Origin of the sequence: Tsukamurella sp. PLM1 (genome assembly GCF_023168325.1) — a bacterium.
In the GTDB taxonomy this organism is placed as follows: domain Bacteria; phylum Actinomycetota; class Actinomycetes; order Mycobacteriales; family Mycobacteriaceae; genus Tsukamurella.
The window spans coordinates 2,685,741-2,703,652 of the sequence record NZ_AP025688.1 but is presented as its reverse complement, the minus strand read 5'-3'; the positions used below and the strand labels follow the sequence as shown (position 1 = coordinate 2,703,652).

General features: G+C 70.7%; 10 protein-coding genes and 6 pseudogenes. 13 read left to right on the top strand and 3 right to left on the bottom strand.

Annotation, left to right across the window (positions count from 1 at the left end):
- Window positions 1-8: 8 nt before the first annotated feature.
- The 13 genes and pseudogenes from ftsW to MTP03_RS13865 form a co-directional block, all read left to right on the top strand.
- Complete coding sequence (ftsW, locus tag MTP03_RS13925; RefSeq protein WP_371820974.1) at window positions 9-1,343, top strand: putative lipid II flippase FtsW; 1,335 nt, start codon at window positions 9-11, stop codon at window positions 1,341-1,343.
- 33 nt (window positions 1,344-1,376) lie between these two features.
- Window positions 1,377-2,378, top strand: a pseudogene (gene murG / locus MTP03_RS13920) (undecaprenyldiphospho-muramoylpentapeptide beta-N-acetylglucosaminyltransferase); the annotation flags it as partial.
- Between the two features lie 126 nt (window positions 2,379-2,504).
- Window positions 2,505-3,944, top strand: a complete 1,440-nt coding sequence (murC, locus tag MTP03_RS13915; RefSeq protein ID WP_248492178.1) for a UDP-N-acetylmuramate--L-alanine ligase — start codon at window positions 2,505-2,507, stop codon at window positions 3,942-3,944.
- Window positions 3,941-4,645 carry a cell division protein FtsQ/DivIB gene (locus MTP03_RS13910; protein WP_248488788.1) on the top strand — a complete coding sequence of 235 codons (705 nt, stop codon included), beginning with the start codon at window positions 3,941-3,943 and terminating at the stop codon, window positions 4,643-4,645. The genes murC and MTP03_RS13910 overlap by 4 nt, the downstream gene beginning before the upstream one ends.
- 180 nt (window positions 4,646-4,825) lie before the next feature.
- Window positions 4,826-5,822: pseudogene (ftsZ, locus tag MTP03_RS13905) on the top strand (cell division protein FtsZ); the annotation flags it as partial.
- A 166-nt stretch (window positions 5,823-5,988) separates the two neighbouring features.
- Window positions 5,989-6,705, top strand: a complete 717-nt coding sequence (gene pgeF, locus MTP03_RS13900) for a peptidoglycan editing factor PgeF (RefSeq protein ID WP_248488786.1) — start codon at window positions 5,989-5,991, stop codon at window positions 6,703-6,705.
- A gap of 131 nt (window positions 6,706-6,836) precedes the next feature.
- Window positions 6,837-7,516 (top strand): annotated as a pseudogene (locus MTP03_RS13895) (cell division protein SepF).
- Between the two features lie 23 nt (window positions 7,517-7,539).
- A complete protein-coding gene (locus MTP03_RS13890; protein ID WP_248488785.1) occupies window positions 7,540-7,830 on the top strand; it encodes a YggT family protein in 291 nt (96 codons plus the stop codon).
- A 164-nt stretch (window positions 7,831-7,994) separates the two neighbouring features.
- Window positions 7,995-8,828 carry a DivIVA domain-containing protein gene (locus MTP03_RS13885; protein WP_248488784.1) on the top strand — a complete coding sequence of 278 codons (834 nt, stop codon included), beginning with the start codon at window positions 7,995-7,997 and terminating at the stop codon, window positions 8,826-8,828.
- Between the two features lie 31 nt (window positions 8,829-8,859).
- Complete coding sequence (locus tag MTP03_RS13880; protein WP_248488783.1) at window positions 8,860-9,657, top strand: hypothetical protein; 798 nt, start codon at window positions 8,860-8,862, stop codon at window positions 9,655-9,657.
- A 53-nt stretch (window positions 9,658-9,710) separates the two neighbouring features.
- Window positions 9,711-12,861 (top strand): annotated as a pseudogene (ileS, locus tag MTP03_RS13875) (isoleucine--tRNA ligase).
- Window positions 12,858-13,661, top strand: a complete 804-nt coding sequence (locus tag MTP03_RS13870; RefSeq protein WP_248488782.1) for an enoyl-CoA hydratase-related protein — start codon at window positions 12,858-12,860, stop codon at window positions 13,659-13,661. Before ileS ends, MTP03_RS13870 begins: the two are co-directional and overlap by 4 nt.
- Before the next feature lie 45 nt (window positions 13,662-13,706).
- A pseudogene (locus MTP03_RS13865) lies at window positions 13,707-15,012 on the top strand (DNA polymerase IV); the annotation flags it as partial.
- 48 nt (window positions 15,013-15,060) lie between these two features.
- On the opposite strand, the pseudogene MTP03_RS23835 reads toward MTP03_RS13865, so the two are convergent.
- The 3 genes and pseudogenes from MTP03_RS23835 to MTP03_RS13850 form a co-directional block, all read right to left on the bottom strand.
- Window positions 15,061-16,546: pseudogene (locus MTP03_RS23835) on the bottom strand (DUF222 domain-containing protein).
- A 219-nt stretch (window positions 16,547-16,765) separates the two neighbouring features.
- Window positions 16,766-17,167 (bottom strand): SRPBCC family protein, encoded by a 402-nt coding sequence (locus MTP03_RS13855; protein WP_248488781.1) that lies wholly within the window; start codon window positions 17,165-17,167, stop codon window positions 16,766-16,768.
- Window positions 17,164-17,688 carry a hypothetical protein gene (locus tag MTP03_RS13850; RefSeq protein WP_248488780.1) on the bottom strand — a complete coding sequence of 175 codons (525 nt, stop codon included), beginning with the start codon at window positions 17,686-17,688 and terminating at the stop codon, window positions 17,164-17,166. Before MTP03_RS13850 ends, MTP03_RS13855 begins: the two co-directional genes overlap by 4 nt.
- Window positions 17,689-17,912: the final 224 nt, after the last annotated feature.

The window sequence follows — 17,912 nt, the reverse complement described above, 5'->3', positions numbered from 1 at the left end:
TCACCGTGATGGGCCTGGTGATGGTGCTCTCGGCGTCGTCGGTGGAGGACATCAGCGCCACGGGCTCGCCGTACAGCAAGTTCACCAGCCAGCTCATCTACGTGTCGCTGGGCGTGGTCGCCTTCATCCTCGCGCTCTACCTGCGCCCCGCGGTGCTGCGCCGGGTGGCGCTCGGCAGTGTGCTGGTCTCGATCGCCCTGCTCATGGCGGTGCTGGTGCCGGGCATCGGGTCGAAGGTCGGCGGCGCGCGGCGCTGGATCGACGTGGGCGGCTTCACGCTGCAGCCGTCGGAGATCGCGAAGGTCGCGCTGATCGTCTGGGGTGCGCACCTGCTCGCCGACCGCGGCCGCAAGGGCAACCTCAAGGAGCTCCTGCTCCCTCTCGGCCCGGTCGTGGTCCTGATGGCGGCACTGGTGATCGCCGAGCCGAATCAGTCGACCGCCATGATCATCGCGGCCATCGGCGCGATGCTGTTGTTCTACTCGGGCCTGTCGTCGAAGCTGATCGCCTCGCTCGGCGTGGCAGTGCTCGTCGCGGGCGTGTTCCTGGCGCTCGCCGAGGGCTACCGGTCGGCGCGCGTCGCGGCCTGGCTGGGACGCACCGACGACGCGCTCGGCGCGAACTACCAGTCCAACCAGGCGCGGTACTCGCTCGCCGACGGCGGACTGTTCGGCGTGGGGCTCGGCAACTCCACCGCGAAGTGGAGCTACCTGCCGAACGCGCACAACGACTTCATCTTCGCCATCATCGGCGAGGAGCTCGGCTACCTCGGCGCGGGACTGGTCATCGTGATGTTCGCCGCGATCACCTGGGTCGGCATGCGCATCGCGTGCCGCGTGGCCGATCCGTTCCTGCGCCTCATGGCCGCCACGATCACCACGCTCATCGCGCTGCAGGCGATCATCAACATGGGCTACGTGGTGGGGCTGTTGCCGGTGACCGGCATCCAGCTGCCGCTGCTGTCAGCGGGCGGCAACTCCGTGATCCTCGTGCTGTTCATGATGGGGCTGCTGGCCAACGCCGCGCGGCACGAGCCGGAGGCCATCGCGGCCCTGGCCGGCGGCCGCGACGGCCGCGCCGGGCGGCTGCTCCGCCTGCCCAAGCCGCTGCCGTACATCCCGCCGCGCCCGGAGGTGCCGTCGGGCCGCCGCCCCGCGCCCCGGCCGGTCCCGCGCCCCGTCCCGCGGCAGGGCCGTGCGGCGCCCGCCCGACGTGGGCCTTCGCTTCCGGCCGCGCCGTCGCCGTACGATCGACTCCCGTACGGTGACGAACGGTTCGCGCGTCAGCGTCGGGAGCTCCCCGATGCGCCGCCAGGACCGGCCGGCGGATCCCTGGCGCGGTGAGCGGGCGGGGCGGACTCGAAAGGGCAGACAGGCGTGGTGAGTTCCTCGCGACCGGTTTCGGTGGTGGTCGCCGGCGGCGGCACCGCCGGTCACATCGAACCCGCATTGGCGGTGGCCGACGCCGTCCTTGCCCAGGCGCCCGGCGCGCGGGTCACCGCCCTCGGCACGCCGAAGGGGCTCGAGGGCCGGCTGGTCCCCGAGCGTGGTTACCCGCTCGCGATGATCCCGCCGGTGCCGCTGCCGCGCAAGCCCGGCAAAGCCTTGGCGAAGCTGCCGTTCGCGCTCGCCGGCGCGGTCCGGCGCACGCGGAAGGTGTTGCGCGACACGGAGGCCGATGTCGTCGTCGGCTTCGGCGGCTACGTCGCGCTGCCCGCGTACCTCGCGGCCCGCAGCATGCGGATCCCGATTGTGATCCACGAGGCGAACGCCAGCGCGGGCGTCGCCAACAAGGTGGGCGCGCGGTTGGCCACGAAGGTGTTCGCCGCCGTGCCCGGGTCGGGCATCGCCGCGGAGGTCGTCGGGATGCCCGTCCGTGGCGCCATCACCGGTCTCGACCGCGCGGCCCTGCGCGCCGAGGCCCGGGCCCACTTCGGGCTGCCGGCCGACGGTCCCGTCGTCCTCGTGTTCGGCGGGAGCCAAGGTGCCGTGCGCCTCAACGACGGTGTCGTGGCTGCCGCCAGTGACTTCGCCGCCGCCGGAATCGGGGTGCTGCACGCCTACGGCCCGAAGAACGCCGTGTCGGTGGACGCGCCGGGTTACGTCGCGGTGCCCTACCTCTCGCGCATGGACCTGGCCTACGCCGCCGCGGACCTGGCTGTGTGCAGGTCCGGGGCGATGACGGTGGCCGAGGTCGCCGCCGTCGGGTTGCCGGCGGTCTACGTGCCGCTCGCGCACGGCAACGGCGAGCAGGCGCTCAACGCCCGTCCCGTGGTGGCGGCCGACGGCGGACTGCTGGTCGACGACGCCGCGTTCACCGCGGAACTGGTGCGGGAGACGGTGATCCCGCTCGCGTCCGACGGCGCGCGGCTGGCCCGCATGGGCGCCGCGGCCGCCGACCTCGGGCACCGCGACGCGGCCGGTACCGTCGCCGCCGCGGCGATCGATCTGGCCCAGGAGGCGCAAGTGACGAACGGGCTTCCCGAGAAGCTGCAGCGGGTGCACATGGTGGGCATCGGCGGCGCCGGCATGTCCGGCATCGCCCGCATCCTGCTGGCCCGGGGCGGCCAGGTGTCCGGCTCCGACGCCAAGGAGTCGCGCGGCGTGGTCGCACTGCGCGCCCGCGGGGCCCAGGTCCAGGTGGGGCACAGCCCCGAGGCGCTCGACCTGCTGCCCGGCGGGCCGACGGTCGTGGTGACGACCCACGCCGCGATCCCCAAGGACAACCCCGAGCTGGTGGAGGCGCGCCGTCGGGGCATCCCCGTGATCCTGCGCCCCGAGGTCCTGGCCGACCTGATGGACGGCTACCGGACGCTGCTGGTGAGCGGGACGCACGGCAAGACGTCCACCACGTCGATGGCGGTGGTGGGCCTGCAGCACTGCGGCGCGAACCCGTCGTTCGCCGTCGGCGGCGAGCTCAACGAGTCCGGCACCAACGCCTTCCACGGCACCGGAGACGTGTTCGTCGCCGAGGCCGACGAGTCCGACGGGTCGCTGCTGCAGTACACCCCGGACGTGGTGGTGGTGACCAACGTCGAGGCCGATCACCTGGACTTCTTCGGATCCGAGGAGAAGTACACCGCCGTGTTCGACGCGTTCACCGAGCGGATCCGTCCGGGTGGCACCCTGGTGGCCTGCCTGGACGATCCCGGCTCGGCGGCGCTCGCGCAGCGCACCCACGCGGCCCTGCGTTCCCGCGGCGTGCGGGTGCTGGGCTACGGCGAGGGCCGCTGCCGGGACCTCGCGCCGGACGTGACGCTGATCGCGGAACTGCTCGACTACAAGCCGCGCGCCGAGGGCGGTCTGCTGAAGGTGCGCTTCTCGGACGAGAACCGTCAGCTCACCGAGCGGGCGATCCTACTGTCGGTGCCGGGGAAGCACATGGCGCTCAACGCGATCGCCGCGACCATCGCGGTGGTCAGCACGGGGCAGCCCACCGCCCGCGTGATCGAGGGCGTCGAGGGCTTCGGCGGGGTGCACCGCCGGTTCCAGCTGCGCGGTACCGAGAACGAGGTGCGGGTGTTCGACGATTACGCGCACCACCCGACGGAGGTGCGGGCCGTGCTCACCGCGGCGGCGGAGATGGTCGCCAAGCAGCCCGCCCCGGGCCGGGTGATCGTGGCGTTCCAGCCGCACCTGTACTCCCGCACCCAACAGTTCGCGGCCGAGTTCGCCGAGGCGCTCAGCCTCGCGGACGACGTGGTCGTGCTGGACGTGTACGGCGCCCGCGAGGCGCCGCTGCCCGGCGTGACGGGGGAGCGGATCGCCGAGAAGGTCACCACTCGGGTGCACTACGTCCCGCGCCAGGCCGACGTGGCCGGTGTCGTCGCCGGCCTAGCGACCCCCGGTGATGTCGTCATCACCATGGGCGCGGGCGACGTGACGATGCAGGCACCGTCGATCCTGGCCGCGCTCGCCGAGCGCGCCGTCGGGGCGGGCGCGTGAGTGCTCCCGCGACGCGGAGGCGGGTGCCGGGGATCCGGCGGCTGCTCCTGACGGTGCTCGCGCTGGCCGTGGTGGGCGGACTCGCTGCCGCGGCGTACTTCTCGCCGGTCCTCGCCGCTCGCGACGTGTCGGTGACGGGGGCGGAGCACGCGCCGGCGGACCGGGTGGCGGAGGTCGTCGCGCCGCTCAAGGGCAGGCCGCTGCTGCAGATCACGCCGGGCCAACGGGACGCGTACGCGGCGCAGGTGATCGCGGTGAGCCCGTGGATCGACAGCGCGACCGTCACTGTGTCGTACCCGTCGACCCTGGTTGTCCAGGTCCGGGAACGCCAGGTGGTCGCGTACGCACAACGGCCCGGCGGCACGGTGCTGGTGGACGCCAAGGGAGTGCCGTTCGTCAAGGTCGACGAGCCGCCGATCCTGACGCCCCGGCTCACCGTCGACGACCCGAAGTCCGACGACCCGGACACCCGCGCGGCGATCGCGGTGCTCGAAGCGCTGCCGCGCGACCTGCAGGGGCAGGTGGTCGAGATCGGCGCGAACTCGCCGGCGAACGTCCGGTTCGTCCTGCGGGACAAGCGCGTCGTCTACTGGGGCGACGATTCCCGGACCGACGCGAAGGTCGCTGCGCTGCGGATGGTGCTGACCCGGCCCGGGCGCGAGTTCACCGTGATCAATCCGGACGTGCCGACCACCCGCTGAGTGTGGTGTTCCGCTCACCGAGAACGTTTTTCCCGACACGCCCGCGCGGTTGCGCGCCTGTGGCCGCACCGCCCTCTACCTTGGTTTCAGACCAACTACTTGACATAACTTTAAGCCTTTTGTAGAGGTTTAGGGTTGTTTCGAAGACACAGACTTCAATCCCAGGGGAGAAGGCGAAACATGACCGCCGCGCACAACTACCTCGCCGTAATCAAGGTCGTCGGCATCGGCGGCGGCGGCGTCAACGCCGTGAACCGCATGATCGAGCAGGGACTCAAAGGCGTCGAGTTCATCGCGATCAACACCGACGCCCAGGCGCTGATCATGAGCGACGCCGACGTCAAGCTCGACGTGGGTCGCGAGTCCACCCGCGGTCTCGGTGCCGGCGCCGATCCCGAGGTCGGCCGGAAGGCCGCCGAGGACGCGAAGGACGAGATCGAGGAGCTCCTCAAGGGCGCCGACATGGTGTTCGTCACCGCGGGCGAGGGCGGCGGCACCGGCACCGGCGGCGCTCCCGTCGTCGCGAGCATCGCGCGCAAGCTCGGCGCGCTCACCGTCGGCGTCGTCACGCGTCCGTTCACGTTCGAGGGTGCGCGCCGCGGCAAGCAGGCCGAGACCGGTATCACCTCGCTGCGCGAGTCCTGCGACACGCTGATCGTCATCCCCAACGACCGGTTGCTGCAGCTCGGCGACGTCAACGTCTCCGCGCTCGACGCGTTCAAGAGCGCCGACGAGGTGCTCCTCAACGGTGTGCAGGGCATCACCGACCTGATCACCACGCCGGGTCTGATCAACGTCGACTTCGCGGACGTCAAGAGCGTGATGTCCGGCGCCGGCAGCGCCCTCATGGGCATCGGCTCCTCGCGGGGCGAGGGTCGGGCCCTCAAGGCCGCCGAGGCGGCGGTGAACTCGCCGCTGCTGGAGACCTCGATGGAGGGCGCGCACGGCGTCCTGATGTCGATCGCCGGCGGCAGCGACCTGGGCCTGTTCGAGATCAACGAGGCCGCGTCGCTGGTGCAGAGCGCCTCACACGAGGACGCGAACATCATCTTCGGCACCGTGATCGACGACAACCTCGGCGACGAGGTCCGGATCACCGTCATCGCCGCGGGCTTCGACGGCGGCTCGCCCGCGCGCCGGCCGATCACCCGCATCGGTGCGGCCGCCGGCCAGCACGCGGCCCCCGAACAGGAGGCTGTGGAGCCGGAGCCCAGCCGCGGCAACGTCTTCGCCCGCCCGCCGCGGACCGACGATCCGTTCCCGGCCCGCCCGTCCGCGCGTCCCGCCGCCTCCGGGGACGACTTCGACGATCTGGACGTGCCGACCTTCCTGCAGAACCGCCGATGACGGCGCGCGTCCGGCGGGTCACGACCACCCGCGCGGGCGGCGTCTCGCGGGCACCGTACGAGTCGTTCAATCTGGGCGACCACGTCGGCGACGACCCCGCAGCGGTGGCCGCGAACCGGCTGCGCCTCGAGCGCGAGATCGGCGTCGCGCCCGGCCACGTGGTCTGGATGGAGCAGATCCACAGCCGTACGGTCACAGTCGTCGACGGTCCGCGGTCCGAGCCCGTCGAGGCCACGGACGCCGTCGTGACGACGGTGCCGGGCCTCGCGCTCGCCGTTCTCACGGCCGATTGCGTGCCGATCCTGCTGTCCGACGACGAGGCGGGCGTGCTGGCCGCGGTGCACGCCGGGCGCGTGGGCGCACGGATCGGCATCGTGCCGAAGGTGATCGAGACGATGCTGAACCTGGGGGCCCGGCCCGATCGGATCGGCGCCTTCCTCGGCCCCGCCGCGAGCGGTGCCAAGTACGAGGTCCCGGCCGCGATGGCCGCCGATGTCGAGCAGCACCTGCCGGGCAGCCGGTGCCGCACCGACAAGGGCACGGACGGGCTCGACCTGCGCGCCGGGATCCGGCGCCAACTGCAGGAACTGGGGGTCGGGGCGGTCGCGCAGGATCCGCGCTGCACGATCAGCGACCCCACGCTCTTCTCGCATCGGCGCGGCGCTCCGACGGGTCGGCTGGCCTCGGTGATCTGGTGGGACGACGCGGAATGACATCGATGTGATTTCTCGGCGTGTGTGCGCGTGTCGGAACCGCGTTTCTCCGTCGAGCACACTAATCTCACTTCCATAACGACAGTCACAACCGTCACACCAGCCCATGCAGGCGCCGAGGAAGGGCAAAGATGAGCACTCTGCACAAGGTCAAGGCGTACTTCGGCATGGTTCCGCTGGACGCGTACGACGACGGCTACGTCGACGAGGGCACCCGCAGCCGCGCGGGCGTCGCAGCCTCGATGACGAGTTCGACGACTACCGCGCGGATTACCGCGGTGACCGCGGCTACGCCTTCGACGGCCGCCGCGCCGACGACTACGACTACGCGCCGGCGTACGACGACGGCTACGCCGCGCGGCGCGGCGCGGCGTACGACGACGGCTACGACCGCGGTTACCGCGAGCCCGCGCGCGCCGAGGCCCGCCTTCCCCGTCTCGAGCCGCTGCGTGACGCGCCCCGGTCCGTCGCCCCGTCGACCCGCGGCGCGCTCGCGATGGACACCCGTGCCGACGTGCTCAGCCAGGAGAACCCGATGTCCCGCATCACCACGCTGCGTCCCACCTCCTACGAGGAGGCCCGGACGATCGGTGAGCGCTTCCGCGAGGGCATCCCGGTGATCATGGACCTGACCGCCATGGACAACGCCGACGCCAAGCGTCTGGTCGACTTCGCCGCGGGCCTGACGTTCGCCCTTCACGGCTCGTTCGACCGGATCACGACCAAGGTGTTCATGCTGGCTACGGCCGATGTCGACGTCACCGCGGAGGACCGGGCGCGGATCGCGGAGACCGGCTTCTACAACCGCTGAGGGATTCGGGCAGACTGGTACCCGTGCAAGCATTCTGGCTGGTCGTCTACGTACTGCTCTCGATCTTCTGGTTCTTCCTGATCGTGCGGCTGATCGTCGAGGTGGTGAAGTCCTTCGCCCGCGAGTGGTTCCCCTCCGGAATCGTCGCGATCCTGCTCGAAGGGGTGTTCACCGTCACGGATCCGCCGATCAAGGCGCTCCGCAAGGTGCTCCCGTCGCCCACATTGGGACCGATCCGGGTCGATCTCTCGTTCATCGTCCTGTTTCTGCTGGTCGTGGTCGCGCAGTCGATTGTCGGAAGCCTGATGCGGTAGTGACGGAATCGTCCTCTATCGCGGGGAGGATTCGGACATTTCATCGCGTGATTTCCGTGTGATGAGGAACAAACGGGTCTGGTGTGACAGGATGTGCACCAGTTACAGTGTTGGCCCGAGTGACTTGAGATCTGTCGAGCAGCCGAATTGAGGGGAAACGACCTATGAAGCTGACACCCGCCGACGTGCGGAACGTCGCGTTCAGCAAGCCGCCGATCGGTAAGCGCGGCTACAACGAGGACGAGGTGGACCAGTTCCTCGACCTGGTCGAGACCGAGCTCGCTCGGCTCATCGACGAGAACAACGACCTGCAGCAGCGCAACGCCGAGCTCGAGCGCGAGCTCGGCGAGGCGCGCGCCGGTGGCGGCGCCCAGCCGTCGGCCGACAGCACCGTCGCCTTCGCCGCGACCGCGCCGGCCACGCCGAACACCCCGGCGGTCGCCGAGCCGGCCGCCGCCGCTGCGGGGACTCCGGCCACCACCGAGGAGGCGCACGTGCGTGCCGCCAAGGTGCTGGGTCTGGCGCAGGAGACCGCGGACCGCCTCACCAACAACTCGCGGTCCGAGGCCGAGAAGCTGGTCTCGGACGCCCGCGCCCAGTCGGAGGCGATGGTCGCCGACGCGCGGCAGAAGGCCGACGCCATGGTGGCCGACGCCCGTCAGCGCTCCGACGCGCTGCTGGCCGACGCCCAGACCCGGTCGGAGAACCAGCTGCGCCAGGCGCAGGAGCGGTCCGACTCGCTGCAGGCCGAGGCCGAGCAGAAGCACACCGAGATCATGACCACGATCAACCAGCAGCGCACGGTGCTGGAGGGCCGGATCGAGCAGCTCAAGACGTACGAGCGCGAGTACCGCACCCGCCTCAAGACGTACCTCGAGGGTCAGCTCGAGGAGCTGCAGTCGCTGCGCAGCGCCGCCCCGGTCGATCACGGCCAGGGTCGCGGTGGCGACTTCAACGATCCCGGCAACGCGGCCGGCGGCAACCAGCAGTACAAGTAGGTCGTCGAACCGGTAGAGGCGGAGCATACGGATGCTGATAGCCGCTCTGGGGGCGACGGTCATCGGGTTCATCCTGCTGATCGTCGCCCTGATCACGGCCAATCTCTGGCTCGCCATCGCCTGTGTGGTGGTGTCGGTCGTCGGTGTGCTCCTGCTCCTCGGTGACGTGCTCACGTACCGTCGGGGCGACCGGGACAAGGCCGACGGTGCGCGGTGGTCGCCCGGTCGGGACCGCTCCGCGGACGACGAGGCCGAGTCCGCGCCGGACAGCGACGCCGATGCGCCCGCCGAGGAATCCGGCACCGTCGAGGCCCGGGGCGATGAGCCCGAGCCCGACGAACCGGTCGACGACGCGACGCGAGAGGCGCGCACCGTCGGACATGAAGAGTTCGGTCACCACCCGGACTCGGACCCGGACGCGCCCATCACCGAGCAGTTCGCGCGGGGCCCGCTGGGCGGGCTCAGCGGGTGGGAGCACGAATCGCCGGCCGACACCGACGACGAAGCGACCCGCGGCCTGTTCGCGCCCGGGAAGTACGACCCGGACATGACCGATCAGATCCCGCAGATCCGGATCGATCAGGCCTGGGGCGCCGAGTGGACGCCCCGGAAGAACCCGATAAGAAATAGCGTTATCCTTGACGCGCGACGATCCGGCCATCACCGGGGAGCATCCGGAAGAACCGGCCGCCGTGGGGCGGCCGCAGTAGAACCGGACGGGTGGGCCCGTCACAGCCCGTTTCAAGAGGCGCCGCCCGTCGTGGGCGGCGCAAGCGGGGTGGTACCGCGGTTCTCGGCCGAAGGCCGGGCATCGTCCCCGTGCTGGTAGTAACGGCACGAGGAGTCACCGTGAGTGAGAAGCGCCCCTATCCGCTGGTCGACATGACCCGAGACGACGACGGACCCGCCCGCACGGGCGCACCGTCGTTCCCCGACCTCGAGGAACGCGTCCTCGCGTACTGGGCCGAGCACGACACCTTCCGCAAGTCGATCGCGAACCGGGACGGCGCCGGGAGCGGAGCGAGCGGGCCGAGTGGTGACCGCGATGAGGAGTTCGTGTTCTACGACGGTCCGCCGTTCGCCAACGGCCTGCCCCACTACGGGCACCTCCTGACCGGTTACGTCAAGGACCTGGTTCCCCGCTTCCAGACCATGCGCGGCAAGAAGGTCGACCGCCGGTTCGGCTGGGACACCCACGGCCTGCCCGCCGAGCTCGAGGCCGAGCGCCAGCTGGGGATCAAGGACAAGTCCGAGATCGAGACCATGGGCGTGGAGAAGTTCAACGACTACTGCCGCACCTCGGTGCTGCGGTACACCGAGGAGTGGCGCCAGTACGTCACCCGCCAGGCCCGCTGGGTCGACTTCGACAACGACTACAAGACGCTCGACCTGGACTTCATGGAGTCCGTCATGTGGGCGTTCAAGACCCTGCACGAGAAGGGCCTGATCTACCAGGGCTACCGCGTGCTGCCCTACTCCTGGTACGAGCAGACGCCGCTGTCGAACCAGGAGTCCAAGCTCGACGACGCCTACAAGATGCGGCAGGACCCGGCGGTCACCGTCGGGATGCCGCTGCGCACCAAGGGCACGAAGCTGGAGGAACTCGACGGCGTCGAGGCCCTGATCTGGACCACCACGCCCTGGACGCTGCCGTCGAACCTCGCGATCGCGGTGCACCCGGATCTCGACTACGTCGTCGTCACCGGGCTCGACGGGAAGGATTACCTGCTCGCCGACGCGCGGCTGGGGCAGTACGCCCGCGAGCTGGGGGAGTCGCCGGAGGTCAAGGGCACGTACAAGGGCCGCGACCTGGAGTTCGTCGCCTACGAGCCGCCCTTCGACTTCTTCGCCGGCCACCCCAAGGCGCACGTCACGCTGCTCGCCGACTACGTGACCACCGATTCCGGCACCGGAGTGGTGCACCTCGCGCCGGCCTTCGGTGAGGAGGACATGGACCTCGCGACCGGCAAGTACGGCATCGAGGTCGTGCAGCCGCTGGACGCGGGCGGCAAGTTCACCTCCGCGGTGCCGCCGTACGAGGGTCTGCAGGTGTTCGATGCGAACCCGGTGATCACCAAGGACCTCAAGGCCAAGGGCCGGTTGCTGCGGCACGAGACCATCGAGCACAGCTACCCGCACTCGTGGCGTTCGGGCCAGCCGCTGATCTACATGGCCGTGCCCTCGTGGTTCGTCGAGGTCACCAAGATCATCCCGCGCATGCTGGAGCTGAACCAGGACATCACCTGGAGCCCCGCGCATTTGCGCGACGGCCAGTTCGGCAAGTGGGTCGAGGGCGCGCGCGATTGGAACATCAGCCGCAACCGGTACTGGGGTGCTCCGATCCCGGTGTGGGTCTCGGACGATCCCGCGTACCCCCGCGTCGACGTCTACGGCTCGCTCGACGAGCTGGAGCGCGATTTCGGCGTGCGCCCGACGAACCTGCACCGCCCGTACATCGACGAGCTGACCCGGCCGAATCCCGATGACCCGACCGGGAAGTCGACGATGCGCCGGGTCCCCGAGGTGCTGGACTGCTGGTTCGAGTCGGGCTCGATGCCCTTCGCGCAGGTGCACTATCCGTTCGAGAACCAGGAGTGGTTCGACACGCACTTCCCGGGCGACTTCATCGTCGAGTACAACGGGCAGACCAAGGGTTGGTTCTACAACCTGCACGTGCTGGCGACGGCGCTGTTCGACTCCGCCGCCTTCCGCACGGTGGCGGCGCACGGCATCGTGCTGGGCCACGACGGCCTGAAGATGTCCAAGTCCAAGCGGAACTACCCGGACGTCAACGAGGTCTTCAACCGCGACGGGTCCGACGCCATGCGCTGGTTCCTCATGGCCTCGCCCATCCTGCGCGGCGGCAACCTCGTGGTCACCGAGCAGGGCATCCGCGACGGCGTGCGGCAGACGCTGCTGCCGCTGTGGAACGCCTACTCGTTCCTGCAGCTGTACGCGGAGCAGCCGGCCACGTGGCGCACCGATTCGCAGGACGTGCTGGACCGGTACATCCTGGCCAAGCTCGCCCAGACCCGCGACACCATGACCGAGGCGCTCGAGACGTACAACGTCGCCGACGCCTGCGAGGAGCTGCGGCTGTTCGTGGACGCGCTCACCAACTGGTACGTGCGGCGCTCCCGTGCCCGGTTCTGGGACGGCTCCGACCAGGGGTGCTTCGACACGCTGTACACCGTGCTGGAGACCGCCTGCCGGCTCGCGGCGCCGCTGCTCCCGATGGCCACCGAGGCCATGTGGCGCGGCCTCACGGGAGGAGTCGGTGCACCTGACGGACTGGCCCTCGGCGACCGACCTCCCGGCGGATCCGGACCTGGTCGCGGCGATGGACGAGGTCCGCGACGTCTGCTCTGTGGCCTCCTCGGTGCGCAAGGCGAACAAGCTGCGCGTGCGGCTGCCGCTGCACACGCTCACCGTCGCCGGCCCCGGCGCGGAGAAACTGGCGCCGTTCGCGTCGATCATCGCCGACGAGGTGAACGTGCGCGACGTGCAGGTCTCGCCCGACGCCGATCGGTACGGCCGGGTCGAGATCGCGGTCAACGCTCGCGCCGCCGGTCCGCGCCTGGGCAAGGACGTCCAGACGGTGATCAAGGCCGTGAAGTCCGGCGACTACACCGTCGCCGACGGCGTGGTGACCGCCGCGGGCATCGAGCTCCAGGACGGCGAGTTCACCCGCAAGCTGGTGGCCGCAGCGCCCGACTCCACCGCGGAGCTGCCCGACGGTGCCGGGCTCGTCGTGCTCGACCTCACGGTGGATGCGGAACTGGAGGCCGAGGGCTGGGCCAAGGACCGCATCCGCGAGCTGCAGGAGGCGCGCCGCGCGGCGGGGCTCGACGTGAGCGACCGGATCGCGCTGGTGCTGGATGTGCCCGTCGAGCACGCCGACGCCGCGCAGACGCACCGCGAGCTCATCGCGAGCGAGGTGCTCGCGACCTCTCTCGAGTTCGGCTCGCTCGACGGAGACGCCGACGCCGTGGATCTGGGTGACGGGGTGCGCGCGAAGCTGGTGCGGGCATGAGCGAGCCCGGATCGCAGGAGCGGGTCGAGTACGTTCTCGACGACGGTGTGGCGACGATCGAACTGGTCCGGCCCGGCGGGAACGCGTTGGACCTGCGGATGGGCGAGGCGTTCGAGCGCGCCGCCCGGACGCTGGTGGATGACGTGGAGGCGGGACGCGCCCGGGTCGCGGTCGTGCGGGCCCGCGGGCGGATGTTCAGCGCCGGAGGCGACCTCGCCGACATCGCGGCAGCACCCGACCGGGGCGAGCACGTGACGGCGATCGCGAACCTGGTGCACGCGGGGATCGCGCTGATCCGCGGGCTCTCGATCCCGGTGGTGTCCGTGATCCAGGGGACGACCGCGGGCGGCGGCCTCGGTGTCGCGCTCGCCGGCGATGTCGTGATCGCGGCGGACGAGGCGAAGCTGCTCTTCGCGTACACCGCCGCCGGTCTCACGCCCGACTGCGGCGCGAGCTGGATCCTGCCCGACCGCCTGTCGTGGCCGCGCGTGATGGACCTGGCGCTCACCAACCGCGCGATCACCGGCCGCGAGGCGGCGGAGTGGGGCCTGGTGAGCCGCGCGGTGCCGGCCGCGGAGCTCGACGATGCGGTGGCGTCCGTGGTCGACGGGCTGCGCGCCGGGCCCGCGAACGCGTTCGCCACGACCAAGCGGCTGATGCGGGAGTCCCGCGACCGGGGCCTGGTCGCGTCGATGAAGGTGGAGGCGGTGGAGATCGCCGCCGCCGTCGCCGGGGCCGAGGGCTCGGAGGGCGTCGACGCGTTCCTCGCAAAACGCCGCCCCGAGTTCCGGCGCGGGTGACCGGGTAGTCGCGTGAGCAGCGCGCGCTGGGTGCTGCACTTCGATATGGACGCGTTCTTCGCGTCCTGCGAGCAGCTGACCCGGCCCACCCTGCGCGGACGCCCCGTGCTGGTGGGCGGGCTGGGCGGCCGCGGCGTGGTCGCGGGCTGCTCGTACGAGGCCCGGGTGTACGGCGCGCGGTCCGCGATGCCGATGCACCAGGCGCGCCGGCTCGTGGGCGCGCCGGCCGTGGTGCTGCCGCCGCGCGGTGCGCTGTACGGGACGGTCAGCCGGCGCGTGTTCGCCACCGTGCGGGAGCTGATCCCCGTCGTGGAGACGCTGTCGTTCGACGAGGCCTTCGGCGAACCCGCCGAGCTGGCCGGGGCGGCACCGTCGGACGTGCGGGCGTTCGCCGAGGAGCTGCGGTCGCGGATCCGGGAGGCGACGGGGCTCGTGGCCTCCGTCGGGGCGGGGGCGGAAGCAGGCCGCCAAGATCGCGTCCGGGCTCGCGAAGCCCGACGGGGTGTTCGTGGTCCCGCCGGCGGAGCAGGACGCGTTGCTGCATCCGCTGCCCGTCCGCAAGCTGTGGGGGGTCGGTCCGGTGGCGGGGGAGCGGCTGGCGCGCTTGGGGATCGACACGATCGGCCAGTTCGCGGCGATGAGCGAGGTTGAGGTCGTATCGGTGCTGGGCGCGACCGTCGGGCCGGCGCTGCACCGGTTGGCACGGGGCGAGGACGATCGGCCGGTGGCGCTGAACGGCGAGGCGAAGTCGATCAGTGCAGAGCACACGCTCGAGACCGACGTGACCACGATGAACGCGCTGCGCCGGGAGATCGACCGCAGCGCCGAGCACGCCCTGCGGCGGCTGCGCCGGACGGGCGCGGCGCGCGTACCGTCGTGCTCAAGGTGAAGCGGTCGGACATGTCGATCCTCACGCGGTCCGCGACGCTGCCCGCCGCGACCACCGACGGTGCCGTGCTCACCGCGACCGCCCAGCGCCTCGCCCTCGGACCCCGTGGAGATCGGCGGTCTGCGGCTGGTGGGGGTCGGGTTCTCGGGGCTGAGCAGCGTGGAGCAGTTCACGTTGTTCGGGGAGGAGAGTGCCGGGGCCGCAGACGTTTCGGAGGCCGACGGTGCCGCCGTCCTGGAGCCCGACGTCGATGTCGCGCAGTCCGACGGCGCCGTCGCCTGGCGGCCCGGTATGGACGTGCGGCACCCGGAGTTCGGGCACGGGTGGGTGCAGGGCGCGGGCCACGGCGTGCTGAGTGTGCGGTTCGAGACCCGCACGTCCGGCCCGGGCCGCATGCGCAGTTTCCAGGCCGACGATCCCCAGCTCCGCGAGGCCGATCCGCTGGACTCCTGGACTGGCCCGCCGAGCACCTGCGCACCGACGAGCACGAGGACGCGGACGACTGAAGGCTCACGCGGCCTCAGCCGCCGGCGGGCAGTCGCGCCAGGCGTCGTCGGCGTCGTGCTCGGCGAGGAGGGCTTCGAGGATCGGCGGGCCGTTCGGGCCGTCGAGGATCGCGGAGATCTCCTGATCGATCGGGCCCACGAAGTGCTCGTACTGCACGCGCAGTTCCTCACTGCGCCACAGGTTCACGAACTCGGCGCGGTGGCGCTGCCACCGCTTGAGGGCTTCGCGGTACAACTCCTGGGCGTGGTGCTTGTGGTTCACCTGGTGTTGTTGTGACGTGTCGGCCGTGCGGCGCCAGCCGGTGCGGCCGGCGTACTCGCCGTGGCGGACGGTGACGGTCTCCCAACCGCGCGGGAACTCCGCCGTGTCGGGTGTGACCTTGCCGTGGTGTGCATCGCAGGCGAGGGTCAGGCAGACGATGTCCGTGGCGCCGCCGTCGGCCCATTCGGTGATGTGGTGCACCTGGCAGCGGGTGGCCGGCGCGTCGCATCCGGGTGCGGTGCAGCCCTTCTCGGAGCCGTACAGCGCGATCCGCTGGTCCGCGGAGGCCAGGCGCTTCTCGCGCCCGAGGAACAGCGGCCGGCTCTGCAGGTCCAGCACCAGGACGTACTTCGGGTTGGCGCCCATCATGCGCAGCGCGTCCTCGACGGGGAGCCTTCCGCCCGTGGCGGTGGTGGCGACGCCGGTCTCGGATTCGAGCTGATCGATCCCGAGGGTGATGATCGGGAAGCACGGCAGGCCGCGGTGCTGCCCGAGCTCGCCCGACGCGATCGCCATTCGTAGCGCGGTGACGAGAGCGTCGTGATCGCGCTGTGCGGTGGTGCGGTGATCGCGCTTCGCGGCCGCCCGCACCGCGTCCTGGTCGGTGGGATCGACGGGGGCGTCCGCATCGTCCGGATTGTTCACGCCGGGGCGGGACAGCTTCTCGAGCACGACATCGAGCAGCGCGCGCCCTCGGGGGAGAGGTCGCCGTCGAACGCGGACATGAGATCGTCGTCCTGCTTGCCCAGATGCAGGCCCGCGCCTTGGCGACGACGTCGGAGTTCGGCTCGGCCCCATCGGGATCCAGGTAGGCGAGCGCGCGGGCGCCGATGACGGCGAGGTCCTCGGGAGGGACGTCCGCCGCGGCGGTGACGAGCACGTCCTCCAGTATCGCGGCCTCATCGGGTTTGATGGTCTTGCGGCACTTCGCGAACACCGTCTCGATGGCGAGCGCGTGCCGATCGGAGATCGTTCCGTCCCGCTGCGCATCGGCGACGAGCGCGTACCGCGGCTCGGGGCTCACGCCGTGGCCGTGCTGGCGAGCGCGATCCCGCGCGCCGTGGATCCGGTCACGGGCCTCGCCGCCCGCGAGCCGCAGCCGCCGCACGAGCAGCTCCTTCATGCCGGTGTACCCCAACTGCGCCGGCAGTCCCTGCTCCACGGCGACTTGGGTCAGTGCGTGCTGGGCGTACGGAACCTTCCGCGCCGCGGTCTCGAGCCGCGACATCGACGTGAGCACGTCCTGCGAATCGAGCATCACGGGATCGGCCTGCGCCAGCTGTTCGGCCGCCTGTTCGAAGGTGGCGAGAGCATTGAGATACTCGACTCGTGTGCTGGTAGAAGTGCTCATCGCCGCCCCCTCTCACTCTCGATTCTACCTTGCTGATAGAGGGGCGGCAATGAAAGTCGAGAACATGTTCGAGAAGATCCCGAGGGGGTTCCCTGGTTAGGCGCTGCCGTCGGTCAGCAGGTCCCGCAGCCGTTCGAGGTCGGCGAGGACCGCCGCGCAGTCCCGGTCGAAATCCGCGTCGGCCGCACCCAGTCGCCGCACGGTGAACAGCACCTCGGCGCCATCGGGGTGCGGCAGCACGCGCAGGGGGTTGGTGACGACGGTGCCGTCGGGCAGCGTCACGTCGTGGTCGAGGACGCCGAACGCGTTGTCCGGCGCGAACCGCACGCGCACCTCGCCCATCGGTGAGTCCGTGATCAGGTCGTCGCCGTTGCGGCGCACCCCGGTCGCGAGGCCGGCCGCCCATGCGACGAGGTTCTCGGGATCGCGGGCGAACGCGTAGACGTCCGCCGCTGGGCGCTCGATCACAACGCTGATGTGTCGGGACTCCTCGGTCATCCCGCCACGCTACCGAGGGCGCGGTCGTACGCCGCGAACACGGCGCGCAACGCACCGAGTGCGGCCTCCTCCTCGCCCGGCTCCTCGTAGTAACCGTTCGCCACCTGCTCGGCGATCAGCGCCTCGGGTGTGAACTCCTCGCCGAATCGATAGTCGCCCAGGGCGTAGTCGTACCCGACGTCGTGACTGAAGGCGCCGTCCGCGAACAGGGCGATGTCGTGGGCGGCGCAGTACTCGACGAGGCCCTGCGCCACGTGCCATCGCGCACCGTCGAACCAGAACACGCCGCTCGCGTGCGGAAGTGTCCCGCCCTCGTCGTTCTCCGAGTTGAGGAACTCGTAGCTCTCCGGGCGATCGGCGACCATGGCGACGAGTTCGTCGGGGACGCCGCCGAACACGCTCAGTTGCGAGGCGTAGTCGTCGTAGAAGTTGAGCACGCTCTCGTGCTCGTACGTCAGCAGGAGTACGCGCCCGTCGTCGGCGAAGAACCAGCCGGCGGCCTGTCCGCCCCGTCGTTCCACGCGAACCGCACGCCACCGGGGACGTCGACGGGTTCGATGTCGTTCCACGTGTCCACGATCGCCGCGCGCCGCCGTACGTCGGCGATCGGCGTGCGCTGCAGGTCTTCCTAGATGCTCATGACACCACTATGTCACAAATCAGGGAACGTGAATCTGATCTGTGGTATGGTGCAGAAATGGGGAGTCGCTTCACTCACGGACGAGTGGGGATACGTCTACTTCAC